This is a genomic window from Ruegeria sp. AD2(2025), from assembly GCF_056542385.1.
This window is the reverse complement of record NZ_JBQFZS010000008.1, coordinates 21,741-41,648: the sequence shown is the minus strand read 5'-3', so window position 1 is coordinate 41,648 and position 19,908 is coordinate 21,741. Positions and strand designations below refer to the sequence as shown.

Annotated in this window: 19 protein-coding genes; 16 read left to right on the top strand and 3 right to left on the bottom strand. The window is 60.3% G+C overall.

The features are described 5' to 3' along the window. The first annotated feature begins 29 nt into the window (after positions 1 to 29). The gene (locus ACR1XV_RS15625; RefSeq protein ID WP_480532954.1) at positions 30 to 1,382 is read left to right on the top strand and encodes an aminotransferase class III-fold pyridoxal phosphate-dependent enzyme; all 1,353 of its coding nucleotides are present in this window, start codon (positions 30 to 32) and stop codon (positions 1,380 to 1,382) included. 6 nt (positions 1,383 to 1,388) lie between these two features. Here ACR1XV_RS15625 and hpaR read toward each other — a convergent pair whose 3' ends face one another. Then, entirely contained in the window at positions 1,389 to 1,829 is a 441-nt protein-coding gene (gene hpaR, locus ACR1XV_RS15620; RefSeq protein WP_480532952.1) for a homoprotocatechuate degradation operon regulator HpaR, read from the bottom strand. Positions 1,830 to 1,934: 105 nt separating this feature from the next. Here hpaR and ACR1XV_RS15615 point away from each other — a divergent pair, with 105 nt between their 5' ends. From ACR1XV_RS15615 to ACR1XV_RS15585, 7 genes are all read left to right on the top strand, one after another. Next, the gene (locus ACR1XV_RS15615) at positions 1,935 to 2,333 is read left to right on the top strand and encodes a 5-carboxymethyl-2-hydroxymuconate Delta-isomerase (protein WP_480532950.1); all 399 of its coding nucleotides are present in this window, start codon (positions 1,935 to 1,937) and stop codon (positions 2,331 to 2,333) included. Between the two features lie 3 nt (positions 2,334 to 2,336). Beyond that, the gene (hpaE, locus tag ACR1XV_RS15610) at positions 2,337 to 3,845 is read left to right on the top strand and encodes a 5-carboxymethyl-2-hydroxymuconate semialdehyde dehydrogenase (RefSeq protein ID WP_480532948.1); all 1,509 of its coding nucleotides are present in this window, start codon (positions 2,337 to 2,339) and stop codon (positions 3,843 to 3,845) included. 51 nt (positions 3,846 to 3,896) lie between these two features. Next, the gene (gene hpaD / locus ACR1XV_RS15605; protein WP_480532946.1) at positions 3,897 to 4,739 is read left to right on the top strand and encodes a 3,4-dihydroxyphenylacetate 2,3-dioxygenase; all 843 of its coding nucleotides are present in this window, start codon (positions 3,897 to 3,899) and stop codon (positions 4,737 to 4,739) included. 103 nt (positions 4,740 to 4,842) lie between these two features. Beyond that, positions 4,843 to 6,240, top strand: a complete 1,398-nt coding sequence (locus ACR1XV_RS15600) for a pyridoxal phosphate-dependent decarboxylase family protein (RefSeq protein ID WP_480532944.1) — start codon at positions 4,843 to 4,845, stop codon at positions 6,238 to 6,240. Continuing rightward, the gene (locus ACR1XV_RS15595) at positions 6,237 to 7,091 is read left to right on the top strand and encodes a fumarylacetoacetate hydrolase family protein (protein ID WP_480532942.1); all 855 of its coding nucleotides are present in this window, start codon (positions 6,237 to 6,239) and stop codon (positions 7,089 to 7,091) included. Before ACR1XV_RS15600 ends, ACR1XV_RS15595 begins: the two co-directional genes overlap by 4 nt. Beyond that, positions 7,088 to 7,921, top strand: a complete 834-nt coding sequence (gene hpaH / locus ACR1XV_RS15590) for a 2-oxo-hept-4-ene-1,7-dioate hydratase (protein WP_480532940.1) — start codon at positions 7,088 to 7,090, stop codon at positions 7,919 to 7,921. The genes ACR1XV_RS15595 and hpaH overlap by 4 nt, the downstream gene beginning before the upstream one ends. Continuing rightward, entirely contained in the window at positions 7,902 to 8,957 is a 1,056-nt protein-coding gene (locus tag ACR1XV_RS15585; RefSeq protein WP_480532938.1) for an aldolase/citrate lyase family protein, read from the top strand. The genes hpaH and ACR1XV_RS15585 overlap by 20 nt, the downstream gene beginning before the upstream one ends. 111 nt (positions 8,958 to 9,068) lie before the next feature. On the opposite strand, the gene ACR1XV_RS15580 is transcribed toward ACR1XV_RS15585, so the two are convergent. Continuing rightward, positions 9,069 to 10,577, bottom strand: coding sequence for a M81 family metallopeptidase (locus ACR1XV_RS15580; RefSeq protein WP_480532936.1), 1,509 nt, complete (start codon positions 10,575 to 10,577; stop codon positions 9,069 to 9,071). A 47-nt stretch (positions 10,578 to 10,624) separates the two neighbouring features. Further along, a complete protein-coding gene (locus tag ACR1XV_RS15575) occupies positions 10,625 to 11,323 on the bottom strand; it encodes a GntR family transcriptional regulator (RefSeq protein WP_480522130.1) in 699 nt (232 codons plus the stop codon). Between the two features lie 119 nt (positions 11,324 to 11,442). On the opposite strand from ACR1XV_RS15575, the gene ACR1XV_RS15570 reads away from it, so the two are divergent. The 8 genes from ACR1XV_RS15570 to ACR1XV_RS15535 all read left to right on the top strand — a co-directional run bounded on the left by ACR1XV_RS15570 (position 11,443) and on the right by ACR1XV_RS15535 (position 19,823). Continuing rightward, positions 11,443 to 12,135 carry an RraA family protein gene (locus ACR1XV_RS15570; protein ID WP_480532934.1) on the top strand — a complete coding sequence of 231 codons (693 nt, stop codon included), beginning with the start codon at positions 11,443 to 11,445 and terminating at the stop codon, positions 12,133 to 12,135. After that, the gene (locus ACR1XV_RS15565) at positions 12,132 to 12,959 is read left to right on the top strand and encodes a creatininase family protein (protein ID WP_480532932.1); all 828 of its coding nucleotides are present in this window, start codon (positions 12,132 to 12,134) and stop codon (positions 12,957 to 12,959) included. The genes ACR1XV_RS15570 and ACR1XV_RS15565 overlap by 4 nt, the downstream gene beginning before the upstream one ends. Continuing rightward, positions 12,935 to 13,918, top strand: a complete 984-nt coding sequence (locus ACR1XV_RS15560; RefSeq protein WP_480532930.1) for a tripartite tricarboxylate transporter substrate binding protein — start codon at positions 12,935 to 12,937, stop codon at positions 13,916 to 13,918. Before ACR1XV_RS15565 ends, ACR1XV_RS15560 begins: the two co-directional genes overlap by 25 nt. 64 nt (positions 13,919 to 13,982) lie before the next feature. Continuing rightward, the gene (locus ACR1XV_RS15555; protein ID WP_480532928.1) at positions 13,983 to 14,510 is read left to right on the top strand and encodes a hypothetical protein; all 528 of its coding nucleotides are present in this window, start codon (positions 13,983 to 13,985) and stop codon (positions 14,508 to 14,510) included. 34 nt (positions 14,511 to 14,544) lie between these two features. Continuing rightward, a complete protein-coding gene (locus ACR1XV_RS15550) occupies positions 14,545 to 16,071 on the top strand; it encodes a tripartite tricarboxylate transporter permease (RefSeq protein WP_480532926.1) in 1,527 nt (508 codons plus the stop codon). Positions 16,072 to 16,143: 72 nt separating this feature from the next. Next, positions 16,144 to 17,325, top strand: coding sequence for a M20 aminoacylase family protein (locus ACR1XV_RS15545; RefSeq protein ID WP_480532924.1), 1,182 nt, complete (start codon positions 16,144 to 16,146; stop codon positions 17,323 to 17,325). A 1-nt stretch (position 17,326) separates the two neighbouring features. Further along, on the top strand, positions 17,327 to 18,670 hold the full coding sequence (locus tag ACR1XV_RS15540) for an MmgE/PrpD family protein (protein WP_480532922.1): 1,344 nt from the start codon (positions 17,327 to 17,329) through the stop codon (positions 18,668 to 18,670). Between the two features lie 142 nt (positions 18,671 to 18,812). Then, positions 18,813 to 19,823: an AbrB family transcriptional regulator gene (locus tag ACR1XV_RS15535; RefSeq protein WP_480532920.1), complete on the top strand. Its 1,011-nt coding sequence runs from the start codon at positions 18,813 to 18,815 to the stop codon at positions 19,821 to 19,823. The last annotated feature ends 85 nt before the right edge of the window (positions 19,824 to 19,908 follow it).

Sequence of the window (19,908 nt, the reverse complement as noted above, 5' to 3'; positions counted from 1 at the left end):
AGGTGGATCCATCCCCGGAGGCCCGAGACATGAAAGACTCGAACTTTCTAAAGGAAAACAACGCCCGTCATTTCTGGCACCCGATGGCGCATCCCGCCGACAGCCAGAAAAATCCGCCGACCATTCTGAATGGCGGCGAAGGCGTCAGCATCATTGATATCGACGGCCACAAGGCGCTGGATGCGGTCGGGGGGCTGTGGAATGTCAATCTGGGTTATTCCTGCGAGCCGGTGAAGCAGGCCATTGCCGATCAGCTGAACGCGCTGCCCTATTACTCGACCTTCCGCGGCACCAGCAACGACAAGGCCATCGAGCTGTCATATGAACTGGCGCAATTCTTTGCGCCTGACGGTCTGACCCGCGCGTTCTTTACCTCGGGCGGATCGGATTCGGTTGAAATCGCGCTGAAGCTGGCGCGGCAATACCATAAGGTACGGGGTCAGACGGGGCGGGCCAAGTTCATCAGCCTCAGGCAGGGCTATCACGGCACCCATTTCGCCGCCGCCTCGGTCAATGGCAATCAGAAGTTCCGCGCGGCCTATGAGCCGATGATGCCGGGATGTTTCCATGTTCCCGCGCCTTGGACCTATCGCAACCCGTTCGGCGAAACGGACCCCGAGCGTCTGGCCCAACTGTGCGTCAACGCGCTTGAGGCTGAGATTGCGTTTCAGGGGGCCGACACCGTCGCCGCCTTCATCATGGAGCCGGTTCTGGGGGCAGGGGGGGTCATCCCGCCTCATCACAGCTTTATGCCCATGGTGCGCGAGGTCTGCTCGAAACACGGCATTCTGCTGATCTCGGACGAAATCATCACCGCCTTTGGTCGGACTGGCAGCGAAAGTGGCGCGCGGCATTGGGGCGTGCAACCTGACATCATGACCACGGCCAAGGCCATCACCAACGGCTACTTCCCCTTTGGCGCTGCGATGATCTCGGGCGCGGTCGCCGAGGTTTTCGAGAGCGACACAACCGGAAAAGCTTCGGTGGATCAGGGGTATACCTATTCCGGCCATCCCGTCGGCGCGGCGGCGGCCCTTGCGGCGCTGTCGGAAATCAACCGCCTGCGCATCTGGGAAAATGCTGCTGCGCGGGGCGACGAGCTGTTCGCGGGGCTGCAGAAACTGGCCGAGAAATACGATGTGATCGGTGACGTGCGGGGCGGTGAGGGGCTGATGTGTGCGCTGGAGCTGGTGTCGGACCGCGCGGCCAAGACGCCGGTTGCCAAACATCTGCCGCTGCAGGTTCAAAAGGCGACCTATGAGGATGGTGTGATGATCCGCGTATCCGGCAACAACATCATCCTGTCGCCGCCGCTGATCGTCACGTCAGATGACGTGGCCAAGATCCTGTCGGCGCTGGATACTGGTCTGGCCAGCTTGTAGGGGGCGTCAGACCTTGATCGCCTGAAGTTCTTCCAGCAGGTCCAGCAGTTGGTCCAGCTTCTCGCGGCCCATCTGCGCCTCGATATTGCTGGAAATCGCCAGCGAGGTGGCAAGGTTGTCTTCCAGAACCGCCCGGCCCGCATCGGTGATACGGACCATGGTCCGGCGTTTGTCTTCTTCGTCCTGGCGGCGGGTGATCTGAGCCTCGGCCTCCATCTTGCGTAGAATGCGGGTGAGGCTTGGCAGCAGCAGGCAGGCCTCGTGCGCGATGGTGCTTTGTTCAACTTCGCCCAGCTCGTCCAGAACCCTGAGGATGCGCCACTTTTGTTCGCTAAGCTGGACGTCATGCAGCATTTCCCGGATCGGTGCCATGACGGTTTCGCGGGCGCGTAGCAGGGCAATTGGCAGGGAACGGGCTGTGCTTTTGGTGTGGCTTTGCGTGGTCATGCGGATTTCTAGAGCGCCCGTTGCGGAATTGCAAAGATTAACAAGACAAGTTCTTGACAGTGTGATTACATAATACTAAATATGTTAAGCAATAGCGGAGGTCACATGCCACATTTTCACGTCGAATATTCCGGCAATCTGGAAGACAAGATCGACATGGCTGGCCTGTGTGAGTGCATCCGGGCAACCGCCGCCGGGATCGAGACCTTTCCGATGCCGGGCATTCGCGTCCGCGCCACGCGGGTTGATCATTATGCCATCGCCGACGGTAATTCGGCGCATGGTTTCGTCGATATCTCGATCCGTTTGCGCGCCGGTCGGCCTGATGAGGTCAAGCACGAGGCCACCCAACGTATTTTCGATGCGGTCAAAACCTATCTGCAGCCCGCCTTCGCCGACCATTCCATCGCGCTTTCCCTTGAGATGCGCGATATCGACCCCAAGCTTTCGCCCAAGACCGGCACGATCCGTGACCATCTGGGCGCATCCACGCAGGAGAGCTGAGCCATGAGTGCACTCGATTCCAACCTCGAAAACCTGGCGGGGTTTCTGGCGCGGTTCAAAGAGACCGGTATCAGGAACCGGATCGCGGGGCAGGATGTCGGCGGGGCTGCTGGTGTGTTTCAATCCACTTCGCCGGTCGACAAATCGGTGATTTGCGACGTGGCCCATGGCACGGCTGCGGATATCGACGCTGCAGCCAACGCCGCCCATTCTGCCTTTGCCGCGTGGCGCGACACGCCCGCCACCGAACGCCGCCGCATCCTGCTGAACGTGGCCAATGGGATCGAGGCGCGGGCCGAGGAAATCGCCCTGTGCGAATGCTGGGATACGGGCCAGACCCTGCGTTTCATGTCCAAGGCGGCGTTGCGCGGGGCCGAGAATTTCCGCTATTTCGCGGATCAGGTGGTGCAGGCGCGGGATGGGCAGCATCTGAAATCGCCGACTCTGATGAATATCACCACGCGCGTGCCGATCGGCCCGGTTGGTGTGATCACCCCGTGGAACACGCCGTTCATGCTGTCGACCTGGAAGATCGCGCCCGCGCTGGCCGCAGGGTGCACGGTGGTTCACAAACCCGCCGAGGATTCGCCCCTGTCGGCCCGCCTGCTGGTCGAAATCGCCGAAGAGGCCGGGCTGCCCAAGGGGGTTTTGAACACTGTGAACGGCTTCGGCCCCGATGCGGGCAAGGCCCTGACCGAGCATCCTCTGATCAAGGCCATTGCCTTTGTCGGCGAAAGCCGCACCGGCAGTATCATCACCAAACAGGGGGCCGATACGCTCAAGCGGATGCATCTGGAACTGGGCGGCAAGAACCCGGTCATCGTATTCGATGACGCCGATCTGGACCGGGCGCTGGATGCGGTGATCTTCATGATCTACTCGATCAACGGCGAGCGCTGCACCTCGTCCTCGCGCTTGCTGGTGCAAGACAGCATCAAGGATGAATTCGAGGCTAGGCTGATCGAGCGCGTGAACAACATCAAGGTTGGCCACCCGCTGGACCCGGCGACCGAGATTGGGCCGCTGGTCACCGAGGAGCACTATAACAAGGTCACCAGCTATTTCGATATCGCCAAACAGGACGGCGCGACCATCGCGGCGGGGGGCGAGACACTGGGCGACGAGGGCTATTTCATCCGCCCGACCCTGTTCACCAACGCCAACAACCAGATGCGCATCGCGCGCGAGGAAATCTTTGGCCCCGTCCTGACCTCAATCCCGTTCTCGACCGAGGAAGAGGCGCTGCAGATCGCCAATGACACGCCCTATGGTCTGACCGGCTATGTCTGGACCAATGATCTGACGCGGGCGCTGCGGTTCACCGACAAGCTTGAGGCCGGGATGATCTGGGTGAACTCGGAAAACGTCCGTCACCTGCCAACGCCTTTCGGGGGCGTCAAGGCCTCGGGCATTGGTCGGGATGGCGGCGATTGGTCGTTCGAGTTTTATATGGAACAAAAGCATATCGGTTTTGCCACCGGTCAGCACAAGATCATGCAGCTGGGCAAGTAAAGGCCCGCAAACCGATCGCCGACCGGACCTTATGCAACAGGAGGAACTGTCATGGGAAAGATTGTGCAGGCTGCGAAGATCACGCATGTGCCAAGCATCTGGATGTCCCACACGATGCCGAAATACAAAGGCATCCGCCAGCCGGCCATCGACGGCTATGCGCGCCTGCGTCAGGATGCGATTGACCGCAAGGTCGACACGTTCGTCGTCTTCGATACCCACTGGATCACCAATCAGGGTTTTCATCTGAACACCAAAGAGCATCACAAGGGCCGGTTCATCAGCCACGAGCTGCCCCACATGCTGGCGGATATGGAGTTTGACTATCGCGGTGACCACGCGTTGGGCGAGACTATCCTTGACGTTTTGCGCGAGCGTGGCGAGCGGGCGCTGGGGCATTCGCATCCCGATATGGGGATGGAATACGGCACCCTTCTGCCGATGCATTTCATCAACGACGGCGTCAACGCCCGGGTTCTGCCCGTGGCGGTCAACCAGTTCTCATCGATTGCCGAAAACCGGGTCTGGGGCGAGGCCATCGCCGAAGCCATCACGCGCTCGGACCGCAATGTCTCGATTCTGGCTTCGGGGTCGCTGAGCCATGATTTTTCGCCCAATGAACGCTCGGTCGAAGGTCTGAACTCGGTGAATGGCGAGTTCAATCGCCAGATGGACATGCGCGTGCTGGACCTGTGGGAACAGGGCAGGTTCGAAGAGTTTCTGGAGCTTCTGCCCGATTACGCCAAGAAATGCGTGGGCGAATGCGCCATGAACGACACGGCATTGCTGTTCGGGGCTCTTGGCTGGGGCAGCTATAAGGGCGAGATCGACATCTACACCCCGTATTTCGGCAGCTCTGGCACTGGTCAGGCGAATATCAGCTTTTCGGTGTAAGGCCGGAAACAGGGACAGAGTTCAAATGACGGATACAGACATCCGCACCCCCGGTTCCGGGGCTCGATGGATGGGTGTTTCTGCGGCAGTAGAAGGCTAACGCATGGATTGGGACGCGTTTTCGCATTGGGGGCAGCACATCGCCAGATGGGCCGCCGATTATCACCGCACTCTGCCGGATCGTCCGGTGCGGGCACAGACTGCGCCCGGCGAGATCGCCGCTCAGCTTGAGGGCGCGCCGCCCGAGGCGGGCGAGCCGATGGAAGCCATCATGGGCGATTTCGAACGCATCGTTATGCCGGGGATGACCCATTGGCAGCACCCGCGTTTCTTTGCCTATTTCCCGGCCAATGCCGCGCCGCCGTCGATGCTGGCCGAGATGCTGGTGACCACAATCGCGGCGCAATGCATGTTGTGGCAGACCTCGCCCGCCGCGACCGAGGTCGAAGGCGTCATGGTCGACTGGCTGCGGCAGGCGCTTGGCCTGCCCGACGGCATGACCGGGGTCATTCAGGACAGCGCGTCATCGGCCACCCTGTCGGCGGTGCTGACCATGCGGGAACGCGCCACGGGCTATACCGGCAACCGGCAGGGGCTGAACGCCAAGGGGGCGCTGCGGATCTATTGCTCGGATCAGGTGCATTCGTCGATTGACCGCGCCTGCTGGGTCGCCGGGATCGGTCAGGACAATCTGGTCAAGCTGCCGACGCGGGGGCCAACCTATGCGATGGATACGGACGCGCTTGAGGCTGCGATCCGCGCCGATCTTGCCGCCGGTCACATCCCAGCGGGGATCGTGGCCATCACCGGCGGCACCGGCGTGGGGGCTTGCGATGATCTGGCGGCGGTGGCGGATATTGCGCAGGCGTTCGACCTCTATACTCATCTCGATGCAGCCTGGGCCGGGTCGGCGATGATCTGCCCGGAATTCCGCGCGGCGCTGTGGGCGCAGGCCGACCGCTATGACAGCATCGTCTTCAACCCGCATAAATGGATGGGCGCGCAGTTCGACTGCGCCATCCAGTTCTTGCGCGATGCCGCGCCGCAGTTGAACACGCTGAAGATCGAACCCGAATACCTCAAGACAACCGGGGCCGAGGTGACCAATTACTCGGAATGGACCATCCCGCTGGGGCGGCGGTTCCGGGCGCTGAAGATCTGGTTCCTGTTGCGCTCATACGGGCTGGATGGCCTGCGCGAGCGCATCCGCAACCACGTCGCCTGGGCCAATGAGCTGGCCGAACAGATCGGCGCGATCGAGGGGTTCGAGATCACGACCGGGCCGATCCTCAGCCTGTTTTCCTTCCGCTGTCCCGGTGACGATGCCATGCAGCAGCGTTTGGTGGACGCGCTGAACGATGATGGCCGCATCTATCTGACCCAAGGCATGTTCGATGGCCGCAAGATCATCCGCTTTCAGGTCGGCCAGTTCGATACCACCCGGCAGGATGTGCTGATGGCCGCCGATGTCATCCGCGAGATTTGGGAGACATTGTCATGAAATTCGCAACCTTCACGGCCGAGGGGCGTCAGTTTTTCGGGGTCATCACCGAGGCAGGCGCAATTGCCCTGAACGATGCGTTTCCGGATCACGTCAGCCTGTATGAGGTCATTGCCGGCGGTGCGTTCGAGCAACTGGCCAAAGAAGCCGAGGGCCGCGCGGTGACGCACCGGGATTTCGCCTATGACATGGTGATGCCTGATGCGCGCCGTATCCTGTGCGTGGGGGTCAACTTTCCCGACCGCAACGCGGAATACAAAGATGGCAGCGCGCAGCCAAAATATATGTCGCTGTTCCCGCGCTTTGCCAGCGGTTTCACCGGCCATGACCGCCCCCTGATCCGCCCGCCCGAGAACCACACGCTGGATTACGAAGGCGAGGTGGCCATCGTGATCGGCAAGGCCGGGCGCCGGATTTCTCAGGCAGATGCCTATGACCATATCGCGGCGCTGACGCTGTGTAACGAAGGCACGATCCGCGACTGGGTGCGTCATGCAAAGTTCAATGTCACGCAGGGCAAGAACTGGGACAATTCCGGTGCCATCGGGCCGTGGCTGGTGCCCTTCACCGACGCGGCGCAGCTGGATGAGGCCCGCATCCAGACCCGGGTGAACGGTGAATTGCGGCAGGACGACACGCTGAACCGCATGATGTTCCCGATCCGGCGCGAGATCGAATATATCTCGACCTTCATGACGCTGCAGCCGGGCGACATCATCGTGACGGGTACGCCCACCGGGGCGGGCGCGCGGTTTGATCCTCCGAAATATCTGGCTCCGGGTGATGTGGTCGAGGTGTCGGTCGACGGGATCGGCACGCTGCGCAACACGGTCGAGGATGAACGGACATGATGCCCGAAGATCACGCCCGCGCCGCTGCTGATCTGCTGCAGGCCGAGCGCACGGGTAAGCAGATCGGCCTGCTGACCCTGCGCCATCCCGAGATGGGGATGGACGATGCCTATGAGGTGCAGAACGCCATCTATCGCCAGAAACTGGCCGAGGGGCGCAAGGTGATCGGCTGGAAGATCGGCCTGACCTCGAAGGCCATGCAATATGCGCTGAACATCGACATTCCCGACAGCGGCATCCTGTTCGACGACATGGCGTTCGAAAACGGCGCAACCGTACCGGCGGGCCGCTTCATCCAGCCGCGGATCGAGGCTGAGATCGCCTTTGTCATGAAATCCGCAGTTGGCGGCGAGAACGTTAGCCGGGATGATGTCATCGCCGCCACGGATTACGTCGCGCCCGCCATCGAAATCCTCGACACCCGCATTCAGAGGGTCGACCCCGGGTCCGGCAAGGCGCGCACGGTGTTTGACACGATCAGCGACAACGCGGCCAATGCAGGCATTGTTCTCGGGGCCGAACGCCACGCCGTCGACAGCATTGACCTGCGCTGGGTCGGCGCGCTGACCTTCCGCAATGCCGAGATCGAGGAAACAGGTCTTGGGGCAGGGGTGCTGAACGACCCGGTCGAAAGTGTGGTCTGGCTGGCCCGTCGCATGGCACAATACGGTCAGAGCATCGAGCCGGGGCAGATCATCCTGTCCGGCAGTTTCATCCGCCCGGTCGAGTGTCCGGCGGGCACCAAGATTCACGCCGATTTCGGGCCATTTGGCTCGGTCGATATCAATTTTGCCCGAAAGGAGAGGGGATATGCCAGCGCCAAAGAATGACTTTAAGGCCGCCCTTGGGGCCGGACACCCTCAGATCGGGTGTTGGGTTGGAATGGCCAGCGCCTATTCGGCCGAGATTGCGGCAACGGCTCAGTTCGACTGGCTACTGGTCGATGGGGAGCACGCGCCGAACGATCTGCGCTCGATCCTCGAACAGGTGCGGGTGATCGAGGGATCAGGCAGCGCACCCGTTGCGCGCCTGCCGATTGGCGAGACCTGGATGATCAAGCAATACCTGGATGCAGGCGTGCAGAACCTTCTGGTGCCGATGGTCGAAAGCGGCGATCAGGCGCGCGAACTGGTGCGGGCGGTGCGCTATCCGCCGCATGGTATTCGGGGGGTCGGGTCCGCTCTGGCGCGGGCCTCGCGCTTTGCGGCTATTCCCGATTACCTGCAAACTGCGGACGACCAGATTTGCCTGTTGGTGCAGGTGGAAAACAAAAAGGGTATGGCCGCGCTGGACGATATTCTGACCACGGATGTGGATGGAGTGTTTATCGGCCCGGCCGATCTGGCCGCCGACATGGGCCATATCGGCAACGCCGGTCATCCTGACGTTGCACAAGCCGTGTCTGACGCGCTGACCCGCATTGTTGCTGCGGGTAAGGCTGCGGGCATATTGGCGCTTGATCCGGTAATGCAACGCGAATGCCTGGATCTTGGGGCCAGCTTTGTGGCCACCGATATCGACGTCACGCTCTTTGCAACAGCGATGCGCAATGCTGCCAAAGCGGGGCTGAGCCTGTTGCCGGACCAGACCGTCTCGGGCGTTGCCACGACCGCTGCAGCCGGGAAATACCTGCAGCAGCTTTGCAAACACTGGTCAAACAAGGCCGAGGTTGAGTTTGATGAAACAAAGGGCAGCGTGACCTTCCCGGATGGGAACAAAGTCACGCTTGTGGCGGAAGATGATAGCCTGATAGTCACCGCCACGACCGGCCCCAGAGGTGATTTGACCCGCTGGAAAGACGTGATCGAGGCCCATCTGGTGCGTTTTGCCTTCCGTGAAGAGTTCCGCATCGACTGGTCTGAATGAGGGCAGATGTAAAGAGACTTGAACCTGCCCACGTAATGCTGCGCGCGCCCGGAGGGGCGGTGTCGAGATGCTGAACATTACGGAGATCGTGTCAGCGTCGGTGGGCCTTACCTAGGCGCCCGCCACGAATCCTTCGGCCTCCGCCGACCATTCGACGCCGGCGTCAATCGGATGGATCGGGCGCGGGGTCTTTTTGAAATCTATTCGGGACAACTCGGGTGAGGTCAGGCCGGGGCCGTCGATTTCGACAACTCGGTCGGGGGTGAAAAACTCGTCGAATCCGGCCCTGAAATGGCCGCGGGACTTGACGACGATGGCGTTGAAGTCAGCAATGTTGAGCCCAAGGCGTTCCACGAATGCCGGTTCACATAGCTGGCGGCGGATGCTTGCAACGATGATGAGCACACCTTTGCACCTCAGAAGGGCACATCGGCCAAGGTCTTGCTGTCCGCCAGCATATAGCCCGCGTCTGCAACTGACGGGGCCATCAGCCAGTTTCACGACTTCGACCTCTGCCTCATGACGGCCAGACTGCGTATCAATCTCGGACCGATTAAATCTGGCTCGGAAAATTGCGCCTTCACCGAGCTCGGCAGCCTCAGCGGCGAGTGCCGGATCAAAGAACATCCCGATCAGAGCATTTTTGATATCTGCCTCGAGCATCTTTTGCAGAATGGCGAGCGTGTTGCCGCGACCTCCGCCGCCGGGATTGTCGGCCACGTCTGCATAAATACGAGCGGTGCCCATGTCGGACATCAGGCGAACCGCATCGTCGATTGAGGTTAGATTGATCTGGAACTCATGACGGGCGTCCCAAAACGACTGCCCGATTGCGCGCGCCGTTTCGAGAGCGATTGCGGAAGTGTCCGCCGTGACTGTGACATTCACGCCGGCTTTCGACGAATCTCCGACGGAAAAGCCTGCGCATAAGGACACGTTCCAGATCGGGCCGACCGCTTGTGCCACCGCCTCGTTCATCAGCCGTCCATATGGTCCACCTGTCGTATCCTGCGTGGTCGACGGCGGAATAAAGGGCAGGCGGACCAAGGCGCGGCCTGTCTTTTCCCGGTTCAGCAGCCGCTTCATGGCGGCGGCAGCTTCCTGTCCCCGTTCGAACTGATCCACGTGAGGATTGGTTCGATACGCGGCGATGAAGTCCGCGCCCTCAATCATGGCCGGGCTGACATGTGCGTGTAGATCCAGCGTCACCGCCAGCGGGATACCCGGCCCGACAATTTTGCGGATCAGGGAAATCAGGGTCCCGTCTGGGTCTTCGTCATTGGTTGCGATGCAGGCCCCGTGCGCGTCCAGATAGACGCCATCGACGTTGGCCGGAAGCTGATCACGCACCGCTTGCAACAATCCATCGAAGAACGGGCCGTCCATCATGCCGCCAGCCCCTGCGAATGCCGCGAAGACCGGCACGGGGTCAAACGGCCCGAAATCCTCTTGGAACCCTCTGATCCCGGCCGAGGCGAGGGCAGGTCGTTCCGCGAGGTCCCGAGCGAAATCTTTGCCGATGGCCAGGCGTTGAGCGGCAAAATCGGCGCGCGCGGTTATCGGCGCTGCACGATTGCTTTCCAGATGGAAATGGATCAGGGCGATACGGGGCAGGGTCATGCGTCAGGCTTCACTTTGTGCGGGGTTTGGACGGGTCGGGCCCAAGGTCAGCGACCTTCCAGTGCGATAAGCAGGTCTGTCCGGGATCTTGAGCGGTGTTTCTTCAGTGCCGCTGCCGCTTCTTCGGCGCGACGTTCCATCGCCAGACCCATGATCTGCGCGTGTTCTTCATCAACCAATTGGACGTATTCGGGTTCGAATATCCTCTTGGGCAGCAGAATCCGGCGGTATCGTTCGGAATGCAGGCTGAGTGTCCGAATGAAGAACTGATGCCATTCCGAGGTATGGGCTCCGATCAGGGCCAGATGGAATTCCCGGTGGAAATACTCCCGCTCGATCAGAGAGGTTCCTTCCCGCGCGCGCTCGCGTTCCAGCCTGTGAAACGCCAGAACCATGCGTTCTTCCCACTCGGTATCCCCATGCTGGATCGCCTGAACGAAGGCCTGCGATTCCAGCTGGTCCCTTAGATCGAGCACTTCGACCAGATCCTCGGAGGACAGATCGCGGACGCTGAAACCGGTCATGCCCTTGGTTTGCACGAATCGCTCGCCCGCGAGCCGGTTCAGGACTTCGCGGCAGGATCCGGTAGAGCCGCCATACTCGGATGTCAGCTCGCGCACTTTTAGCTTTTGTCCCGGTTCAAGCTTTCCCGACCGGATGTCCTCAAGAATCGAATCATAAATTCGGTTCGTTATCGGTTCTTTGGCGGTCGAGGTCGCGGAGGTGGGCAAAATATCTGTGCGCATTCCTAGTGTTTAACATGCGATCGGGCATTAGAAAATAGTCGAATTTGAAATTATTGACCGATAATTATGTTTCTGCTACAAATCGGTAGATCATCGAAATAATAGAAATGTTCGAACATATGACTGGACACTACGACATAGCCCCCATGCCGGACCAGATCGACGGCGAAATCTTGTCGATGCTGTCCGGTGTTTCGGTTGCAACGGTCGGTCATCTGACCTGGACCGGCTTTCTGGATCATCACCGCATCACGCCGCGCCAGTCCGACAAACGCATTATGGGAACAGCCGTGACGCTGCGGTTGCCCACGCCGGATTCGACTCTGTTGCATTATGCGTCGGGACGGGTGCGTCCCGGCGACATCGTCGTGATCGACCGGGCAGGGGATACCCGTTTGGCCTGTCTTGGTGGCAATGTAGCCTATGGGCTGGTGCAGGCGGGCGCGGCGGGTGCCATTGTCGATGGCCCGATCTGCGATCCCGACGAAATCCGCGAACATGACTTTCCGGTCTGGTCCTGCGGTGTTTCGCCCATCACCACGCGTCGGACCGGCCCCGCAGGTAGCCTGAACCTGCCCGTCAACTGTGGCGGCGTTGTGGTTCATGCGGGCGATCTGATCATGGCCGACGATAGCGGAGTGATCTGCATCCCCCGCGCCCAAGCCGCAGAACTCGCCAAAGCGGCGGCGACAAAAGAAGACACAAGCACCCAGCGCCGTGCGGACATGAAGGCCGGGGCAACGCTTGGCGCCTTGTCTGGTGCCGACGATCTGGTGGCGCAATACGCCGTGACCGTGGAGACCGCGCAATGACTGATCTTGCAGCAACCAACATTCTGAACGCCCGCGCAGCCGTCGTCGCCGACAAGCCCTTCCTGATCCCGGTCGGTTCGACCGAGCCGCACGGGTGTTTTACGCCCATGGGGGATTACCGGCTGGTCGATGAACTGGCCAAGCGTCTGGCTGAGGTCACAGGTTGCATTGCTGTGCCGACGCTGCCCTTCGGTCATGCCACGTATTTTCAGAATGCGCCTGCGGGCATCGCCCTGTCTGCCGAGACATTTGCCGCCGTATTTTCCGAGATCGTGGACGGCCTCATTCGGGACGGCGTTCGGAATATCCTCGTCCTGAACGGGCATGGCGGCAATTCCGGGATCATCGCCAATCAGCTTCGGTTGGCGCGTGCCAAGCACGGCATCATCATTCCGTCGGTTAATGTCTGGGGCAAGTTCGACGATGATGTGTGGAACCGTGCGCAGCCCGAATTCGGTATTCGCGCCAAAGGCCACGGGACCGAGCCGATGGGCTCGCTCAGCCGCTATCTGTTCCCCGATGACTGCCCCCTGCAGCAGGACGTGCATCGTGAAGGCAAAGGCGAGATGAACGGAATCCCCCTTGTCTCGATGCATCAGGGCAAGTTCGAGGATCTCGACATAAACTTACCCGTTTATGCTGAAGACATCAGCGAAGACGCAAAAATCAACGGTGAAAACGTGCCGTTCAGTGCCGAGGCAGGCAAGATCTTCTTCGACGACATTCTGCATAAGCTGACCCGCTTTGTGGATGCTTACTTCAACCTCAATTCTGCGCATACCAATCAAGGGAGAACACCATGTACAGAACACTTAAAAGCGTAGCCGCAAGCGCGACAATCGCGCTGGCCGCTATGGCCGGTGCGGCAACTGCCGCCGACAACTTCCCGAACGGGCCGGTCACTATCGTTGTGGGCGCAAAACCCGGCGGCGGACTTGACACATTGTCCCGCATATTTGCGCCGGCTTTGACCGAAGCGCTGGATAACCAGCCCATCGTCGTCGCGAACCGTCCGGGTGCGGGCCAGTTGATTGGCCTGAAATTCACCAAACCTGCAAAGCCTGATGGCCAGACCGTCGTGATGATCTCGGGCTCGGCCATGATCGCAACGATGGTCAAGGAAACCGGCGTTGACGTTCTGAACGACTTCAAACCAGTGGCGCATGTGGCCGTGGCGAACCTGGCCGTTGTTGCCCCTAAGGCGCGGAACCTCAACTCGGTTGCCGATCTGAAACAAGCCATTCTGGACGCGGACGCGGCAGGCGAACAGCTTCGCTGGGCCCATACCGGTAAAGGCTCGATCACCGATGTCGCCATGACCAGCTGGCTGCTGGCCAATGATCTGCAGGACAAGGTACAAGACGTCCCGTTTGCAGGCGGTGCCCCGGCCCGTGCTGCGATCATCGGCGATCAGGTGGCCTTTGGCGTGGTTGGCACACACCACTATCTGGCCAACCTCGACACCATGAGCGCAATCGGTGTTATGGCTGAGGAGCGTGATGGTCTGGCCCCCGATATGCTGTCCTTCGCCGAACAGAATACCGAATTCGTCGCCATGCCTGCACCCTACATCGTGCTGGCACCCAAGGATACGCCGGATGAGGTTGTTGCCGAGCTGACCGCAGCGTTCAAATTTGCAATCGACGACCCGGCCACGCAGGAAAAAGTCAAGAACGCCAACCTGAATGTCGTGTTCATGGATGGTGCCGAAACGCATGAGCACATGAAAGAGCTCATGGATGCGTGGCGTCCGACGACCGACTCGGTCGCTGGCTCGCTGTAAGAGCATCTTGATCAGGACCGGAGGCAGTACGCTGCCTTCGGTCAACGGAAATAGGGAGAGAGAGATGCCTAAGTGGCTTGATGGCGAGATCCTGTTCGGACTCTTCATGATCGTTGTTTTTTTGGCGGGCGCGTATGATCTGCTGTCCGTTGGTGGCTTGGCCGGAATTGCGCAGGACAGCGGAGTGGCCTTTGCATTGGCCATCATCGTCTTGTCGGTCATCTTGCTGGCCGTGGTTATCCTGTCGCCCGCTGCACGTGCCAGTCTGGAAGAGCGCGAGGACCCGGATGCCTATTTTCCTTTCATGACACGGCGCGGCGTTCTGATTGGGCTGGTGGGCTGTGCCTATCCGATCCTCTTCTGGGCCGCCGAATACATCATCGCCACTACCATCGTGGGCTTTGTCGCGGTCAGCCTTTTCACCGGAGAGTTCGGTCGCAAGCAGGCAACGATTGCGGTGTGTTTCACCCTGTTCTCGTACCTTCTGTTCTTCTTTGTTCTGGGGATCACCGAAGGCGATGGCGCGCTGATTTCGACCGGGTTGAACGACAAGGTGCCCACATGGCGCCGCGACTTCTTTGCCGCGTTCTGAACGCATCCGAAGACCGATCAAAAGGAAATAGAATATGACTCCATTCCTGGAAGGTATGTCGGCGTTCATCACCAGCCCCAGCGCGGTGATTGTCGCCATCATCGGCTCGGTTGCGGGTATTCTCGTCGGCGCCGTGCCCGGGCTGAGCGGTACAACCGCGGTCGCCCTGTTGTTGCCCTTCTCGTTCTATCTGGATCCGCTGATCGCGTTGATCCTGATGTATACGATCTCAAAATCATCGGATTTCGGCGGCTCGATCCCCGGAATTCTCTTCAACACTCCCGGGACCCCTTCCGCGGCTGCGACCATGATCGAAGGTCATCCGCTGGCGCGGAAGGGATACCCGGTAAAGGCGTTGCGTGCCGCCACGGCGGCGTCGGCAACGGGCGACTTCTTCTCGGAATGCCTGCTGATCTTTGGCGCGGCTTACCTTGCAGTTTACGCCGTGAAAATCGGTCCGCCCGAGCTGGTGACGATCTATATTCTCGCCTTTGTGGTGATCTCGTCGATCATTGGTGAATCGATGATCAAGGGCATCATCAGCACCTTGTTCGGCATCACTCTGGCCTTGGTCGGCTTCGACCCGATCTCGGGCAACCTGCGCATGACCTTTGATCAGCTGCCGCTGATGGATGGCCTGCCGCTGGTTCCGGCGCTGATCGGTATCTTTGTGGTTGGCGAAGTGTTCCACCGCTTTGACGTTCGGGATTTTGGCGCGACCTCGCACAAGGATCAAAAGAACCAAAAGAACGAAGTCAGCAAACCGGACGATACTTTCGGCCTTGCGGATTATCTGCGGGTTCTCCCGACGATCATTCGGTCGATGTTCATCGGAGCCTCGGTCGGCATGTTCCCCGGCATCGGAGCCTCGGTCGCGTCGTTCCTGTCCTTCGGCGAGGCCAGACGTCAGGCCAAGCCCGATGACGAATGGGGCGATGGCGAGGTCAAAGGCGTTGCAGCCTCGGAGGCGGCCAACAACGCAACCTCTGGCGCGAACCTGATCCCGCTGCTGACGCTTGGTATTCCCGGTTCGACACAGGCGGCTCTATTGGCTGGTGCGATGTTGATCCATGGCATCACCGTTGGGCCGCAGGTCTTCACCGAAGACGCCAACCTGATCTATGCACTGTTCAGCGCCGGTCTGTTCTGCATCGTCGCCTACTTTGTTGTGGGCTTCTGGTTCAGCCCGATGATCGGTCGGATCATTCTGGCGGTGCCTGCGCGGATCACCTATTCGCTGATCCTGATGATCTCGGTCTCGTCGGCTTATGTGCTGCACTCGTCGCTGTTCGACGTCTGGATCATGGTTCTGTTCGGTGTGCTTGGCTATCTGTTCCGGCGCTATCACTACAACATTCCGGCCTTCATGATCGCCTTGCTTCTGGGCGGCGGCATGGAGCGCGCGGTGCGCCAGACCCAGCTACTTGCCAATGACGGCCTCTGGATCATCTTCCAGCGCCCGATTTCGCTGACGATCCTGATCCTCACAGTTGTCATGATCATCATGCGGATCAGAAAAGCCCGGATGAACAAGGCGCTTGCCGCCATTCAGGACGATTGATCCCAACACGGGCATTTGCCCTCTGCCAAACGCAGGCAGAGGGCAGTGCCTTTTCAATGCATGAGGTTTCTTATGGCCATTCCTTCTGAAATCGCGGCCTTTGCCGGTGAAATGACCAGCTGGCGCCGACATCTCCATGCCCACCCCGAGCTGGGGTATAAGGAGTTCGAGACCTCGGATTTCGTCGCCCGGCATCTGACGGAATGGGGCATCCCGTTTGAACGCCTGACCGAGACCGGCATCGTCGCAACTCTGCGCGCGGGCGACGGCAACCGAGCCGTGGCCTTGCGCGCGGACATGGACGCGCTGCCGATGGAAGATCAGGGCGACGCGCCCTGGGCCTCGACCGTGCCGGGTGTCATGCATGGCTGCGGCCATGACGGGCATACCGCGACGCTGTTGGGTGCGATGAAATACCTGTCGCAGACGCGCCGATTTTCTGGAACGGTTCATGCGATCTTTCAACCCGCCGAGGAAGGGCTGGCCGGGGCCAAAAGCCTGCTTGATGCGGGTCTCTTCGAGAAATTTCCTGCTGACATGGTGTTTGGCCAACACAACGACCCTTTGTTGCCCGAAGGTGTGATGAGCGTAGTCAAAGGCCCAACAATGGCCGCGTCCGACCGGTTTTCGATCAAGGTCACAGGCAAGGGTGGACACGCCGCACGCCCGCATCACACCGTCGACCCGCTGATTGCCGGGGCGCAGGTTGCCTTGTCTCTGCAGACCATCCTATCGCGCCGGATCGATCCGCTGGAAAACGGCGTGATCTCGGTGACGCAGTTTCATGCGGGCACAACAGGCAATGTGATCCCCGAGGTGGCCGAACTGCAAGGCACCGCCCGCAGCCTGAAACCCGAGGTTCAGGACGAATTCGAAAGGCTGATTGCCGAAGTCGCCCACAATGCAGCCGCCACAATGGGGGCCGAGGTCGCCGTCGACTACCGGCGGGGCTATCCGCCTGTGATCAACGCGGACGCACCGACTGATTTTGGCATGGATGCCGCCATTGCCGTTGTTGGCGGCGACAATGTGATGCTGAAGCGCCCGCCCGCAATGGGTGGCGAGGACTTTGCCTTTTTGGCACAAGCGCGCCCCGGTTGCTTTGCCCGGATCGGCACCACCAAACCCGGTGAAACGGCCGTGCCGCTGCACAATCCGCGTTACGATTTCAACGATGATGTCCTGCCCGTCGGCGCGGCGTGGTTTGCCGAGGTCGTCGAGAACGTGCTGGCCCCGACCAGCATGCCCAACTGATATGAGCACCGTTCTGGAACGCATCGCGGATTGGTGCATCTCGTACCAATCGACAGAGCGTCGACGCGCGCTTGCAGCCGATGCGATCACGGACACGGTTGCATGTATGTATCTGGGGCGCGACGACCCGGCGACCCTCAGCGTTCGACAGGCTTATTTGTCGGGATCGCCTCAGGATGGCCCGGCACGGCTGATTGGTGGCGGGCGGTCAGATGCTGCCATTGCCGCTGCAATCAACGGAACCGCTGCCCATGCGCTGGATTTCGATGATAATTTCCGCCCCGCGCTCAGCCACGCTTCAGCGGTTTCAGTTCCAGCTTTGCTGGCAATCGGCGATGAGCTGAACGCATCCGGCGCGCAGGTTGTCGAGGCTTATCTGGTCGCGTTGCAGGTTCAGGGACTGGTTGGTGCGGGTGTGGTGCCCTCTCACTATACCGCTGGCTGGCACAGCACGTCGACAATCGGCACCATCGGAACGGCGGCTGGCGTGGCTTCGATGATGGGATTCGATCGCGCGCAAATCGTCCACGCGATGTCGCTGACTGTCAGCTTCGCCTCGGGCAGCAAGGCCCAGTTCGGGGCGCCTGTCAAACCGTTCCACGCGGGAATGGGCGCCAAAAATGCCATCGAAGCCGCCCGTCTGGCGCGGGCAGGTCTTTCCGGGCACGCTGATATCATTGAACGCGGGCAGGGATTTCTTGAGCTTTTCGGCGGCAAAGACCCTCGCGGATACGGCGATCTCAACATAACCCCCGACATGCCCCACTATATCGAAACCGCCGGGGTCATGCCAAAGCGGTTCGCCTGTTGTGGGTCCAGCCATATGGCCATCGACATGGCGCTGGATCTGCACGACGAAGGCGTCATCACCCCCGAGAACATTGCAGACATCTCGGTCAAGGTGCGCATAGCGAACTATCGGAACATGCCGTTCACGCATCCCAGAAACGAAATGGAGGCCCGGTTCTCGATGTCCTATTGCATCGCGCGCGCGGTGCGGGCGGGCCGGTTGAGTGTCGCAGATTTCACCCCGGAAGGGGTCGAGACCCATGCGGACGAACCTCTGCTGGACCGCATAAAGATGACCCACTATACCGCCGAAGAAGAAGCTGCCGAAGACTTTCTGCCACATATCCTGACCGCGACACTCACGGATGGTTCGAAAGTCGAGCGGGTTCGGCGCAATCCAAAGGGCAGCATCACCGAACCATTTTCCGAGACGCAGAAGCGCGAGAAGTTCCTCGATTGCATGGCCGATCACGAACGTGCCGACGACCTATATGACCGTGCGCAAGGCATCGCGACGTTGGGTTCGTTGGGCGCGCTCACACCCTTGTTTCGATGACGTCGCCAGATCTGTACGGATAGGGTTGCAGGTTCGATGTTAAATGGTGATCGCGGCTAAAGCAGGAGAGCCGGCCTCCCGCTCCTGAGGTCACAGTTTTGAAAGGTAGAAAGGTCATGAGAACGCCCGTGAAACTCCAGAGATGACGATCTTTCTGACCTTCGCAATTGGCCTTGCCGGCGTGGCCGGGTTTCACTTGCTTGACCTGCCGTTGCCCTGGTTGTTGGGGCCCATCTTTGCCTGTCTCATAGCGGCGGCCTTCGGGATGCCGCTGCGCGGGATTTCCGTCGTGAACAAATCTATGCGGACCATACTGGGTGTCGCGGTTGGTGCGACCCTGACGCCGGCAGTTCTGGCGAGTTTCCCATCCATGTGGCCCACGCTGGCCATGATCCCGGTCAGCGTGGTTTTGATCGGACTGATCGGGGTCCCCTATTTCCGTCGCGTCTGGGGCTATGACATGCCGACGGCATACTATGCGGCGATGCCCGGCGGGCTTCAGGACATGCTGGTTTTCGGCGAAGAGGCTGGCGGCAATGTGCGGACCCTGTCCCTGATCCACGCCACCCGGGTTCTGCTGATCGTCGCCGCCTTGCCGTTTATTCTCGAGATCATCTGGGATGTCGATCTCAGCAATCCGCCCGGAGCGCCCGCGGCATCAATCCCGCCACATGAACTGCTGATCATGCTTGTCTGTGCCGTCGCGGGCTGGCGCATCGCAGAGCGGGCCGGATTGTTTGGCGCCTCAATTCTGGGGCCGATGATTGCAGCGGCGATTGCTGCCCTGACCGGATTCCTGCACTTTCGCCCACCCGCCGAGGCAATCTGGCTGGCGCAGTTCTTCATCGGTCTGACCGTGGGTGCGAAATACTCGGGCGTGACGCGCGCCGAAGTTCAGCGCGACCTTGTGGCCGGGGCGGGCTTCTGCCTGGTGCTGATCGCGTTGACATTCGCGCTGGTCGAGGTCGCGATTATCTTTGACCTTGCGCCCGGTCGCGAGGCTTTGCTTGCCTTCGCGCCGGGTGGGCAGGCCGAGATGGCGGTGCTGGCGCTGATCGTGGGGGCAGACGTCGCCTTTGTGGTTGCACATCATGTGTTTCGATTGGTTCTGGTCATCCTTGGCGCGCCAATTGTGATGCGGTTCATTGGCTAGGCAGTCAGAAGCGGGACGCCTTCTGCAACTCTGGCGACAACCATCCGAGATCATTTCCCAGATTCGCAAAGGCAAACATGGTGGC

Excerpts from the sequence above, each read along its gene's own strand:
- ACR1XV_RS15625 (WP_480532954.1), top strand. The coding sequence starts at position 30 with ATGAAAGACTCGAACTTTCTAAAGGAAAACAACGCCCGTCATTTCTGG.
- hpaR (WP_480532952.1), bottom strand. The coding sequence starts at position 1,829 with ATGACCACGCAAAGCCACACCAAAAGCACAGCCCGTTCCCTGCCAATT.
- ACR1XV_RS15615 (WP_480532950.1), top strand. The coding sequence starts at position 1,935 with ATGCCACATTTTCACGTCGAATATTCCGGCAATCTGGAAGACAAGATC.
- hpaE (WP_480532948.1), top strand. The coding sequence starts at position 2,337 with ATGAGTGCACTCGATTCCAACCTCGAAAACCTGGCGGGGTTTCTGGCG.
- hpaD (WP_480532946.1), top strand. The coding sequence starts at position 3,897 with ATGGGAAAGATTGTGCAGGCTGCGAAGATCACGCATGTGCCAAGCATC.
- ACR1XV_RS15600 (WP_480532944.1), top strand. The coding sequence starts at position 4,843 with ATGGATTGGGACGCGTTTTCGCATTGGGGGCAGCACATCGCCAGATGG.
- ACR1XV_RS15595 (WP_480532942.1), top strand. The coding sequence starts at position 6,237 with ATGAAATTCGCAACCTTCACGGCCGAGGGGCGTCAGTTTTTCGGGGTC.
- hpaH (WP_480532940.1), top strand. The coding sequence starts at position 7,088 with ATGATGCCCGAAGATCACGCCCGCGCCGCTGCTGATCTGCTGCAGGCC.
- ACR1XV_RS15585 (WP_480532938.1), top strand. The coding sequence starts at position 7,902 with ATGCCAGCGCCAAAGAATGACTTTAAGGCCGCCCTTGGGGCCGGACAC.
- ACR1XV_RS15580 (WP_480532936.1), bottom strand. The coding sequence starts at position 10,577 with ATGACCCTGCCCCGTATCGCCCTGATCCATTTCCATCTGGAAAGCAAT.
- ACR1XV_RS15575 (WP_480522130.1), bottom strand. The coding sequence starts at position 11,323 with ATGCGCACAGATATTTTGCCCACCTCCGCGACCTCGACCGCCAAAGAA.
- ACR1XV_RS15570 (WP_480532934.1), top strand. The coding sequence starts at position 11,443 with ATGACTGGACACTACGACATAGCCCCCATGCCGGACCAGATCGACGGC.
- ACR1XV_RS15565 (WP_480532932.1), top strand. The coding sequence starts at position 12,132 with ATGACTGATCTTGCAGCAACCAACATTCTGAACGCCCGCGCAGCCGTC.
- ACR1XV_RS15560 (WP_480532930.1), top strand. The coding sequence starts at position 12,935 with ATGTACAGAACACTTAAAAGCGTAGCCGCAAGCGCGACAATCGCGCTG.
- ACR1XV_RS15555 (WP_480532928.1), top strand. The coding sequence starts at position 13,983 with ATGCCTAAGTGGCTTGATGGCGAGATCCTGTTCGGACTCTTCATGATC.
- ACR1XV_RS15550 (WP_480532926.1), top strand. The coding sequence starts at position 14,545 with ATGACTCCATTCCTGGAAGGTATGTCGGCGTTCATCACCAGCCCCAGC.
- ACR1XV_RS15545 (WP_480532924.1), top strand. The coding sequence starts at position 16,144 with ATGGCCATTCCTTCTGAAATCGCGGCCTTTGCCGGTGAAATGACCAGC.
- ACR1XV_RS15540 (WP_480532922.1), top strand. The coding sequence starts at position 17,327 with ATGAGCACCGTTCTGGAACGCATCGCGGATTGGTGCATCTCGTACCAA.
- ACR1XV_RS15535 (WP_480532920.1), top strand. The coding sequence starts at position 18,813 with ATGACGATCTTTCTGACCTTCGCAATTGGCCTTGCCGGCGTGGCCGGG.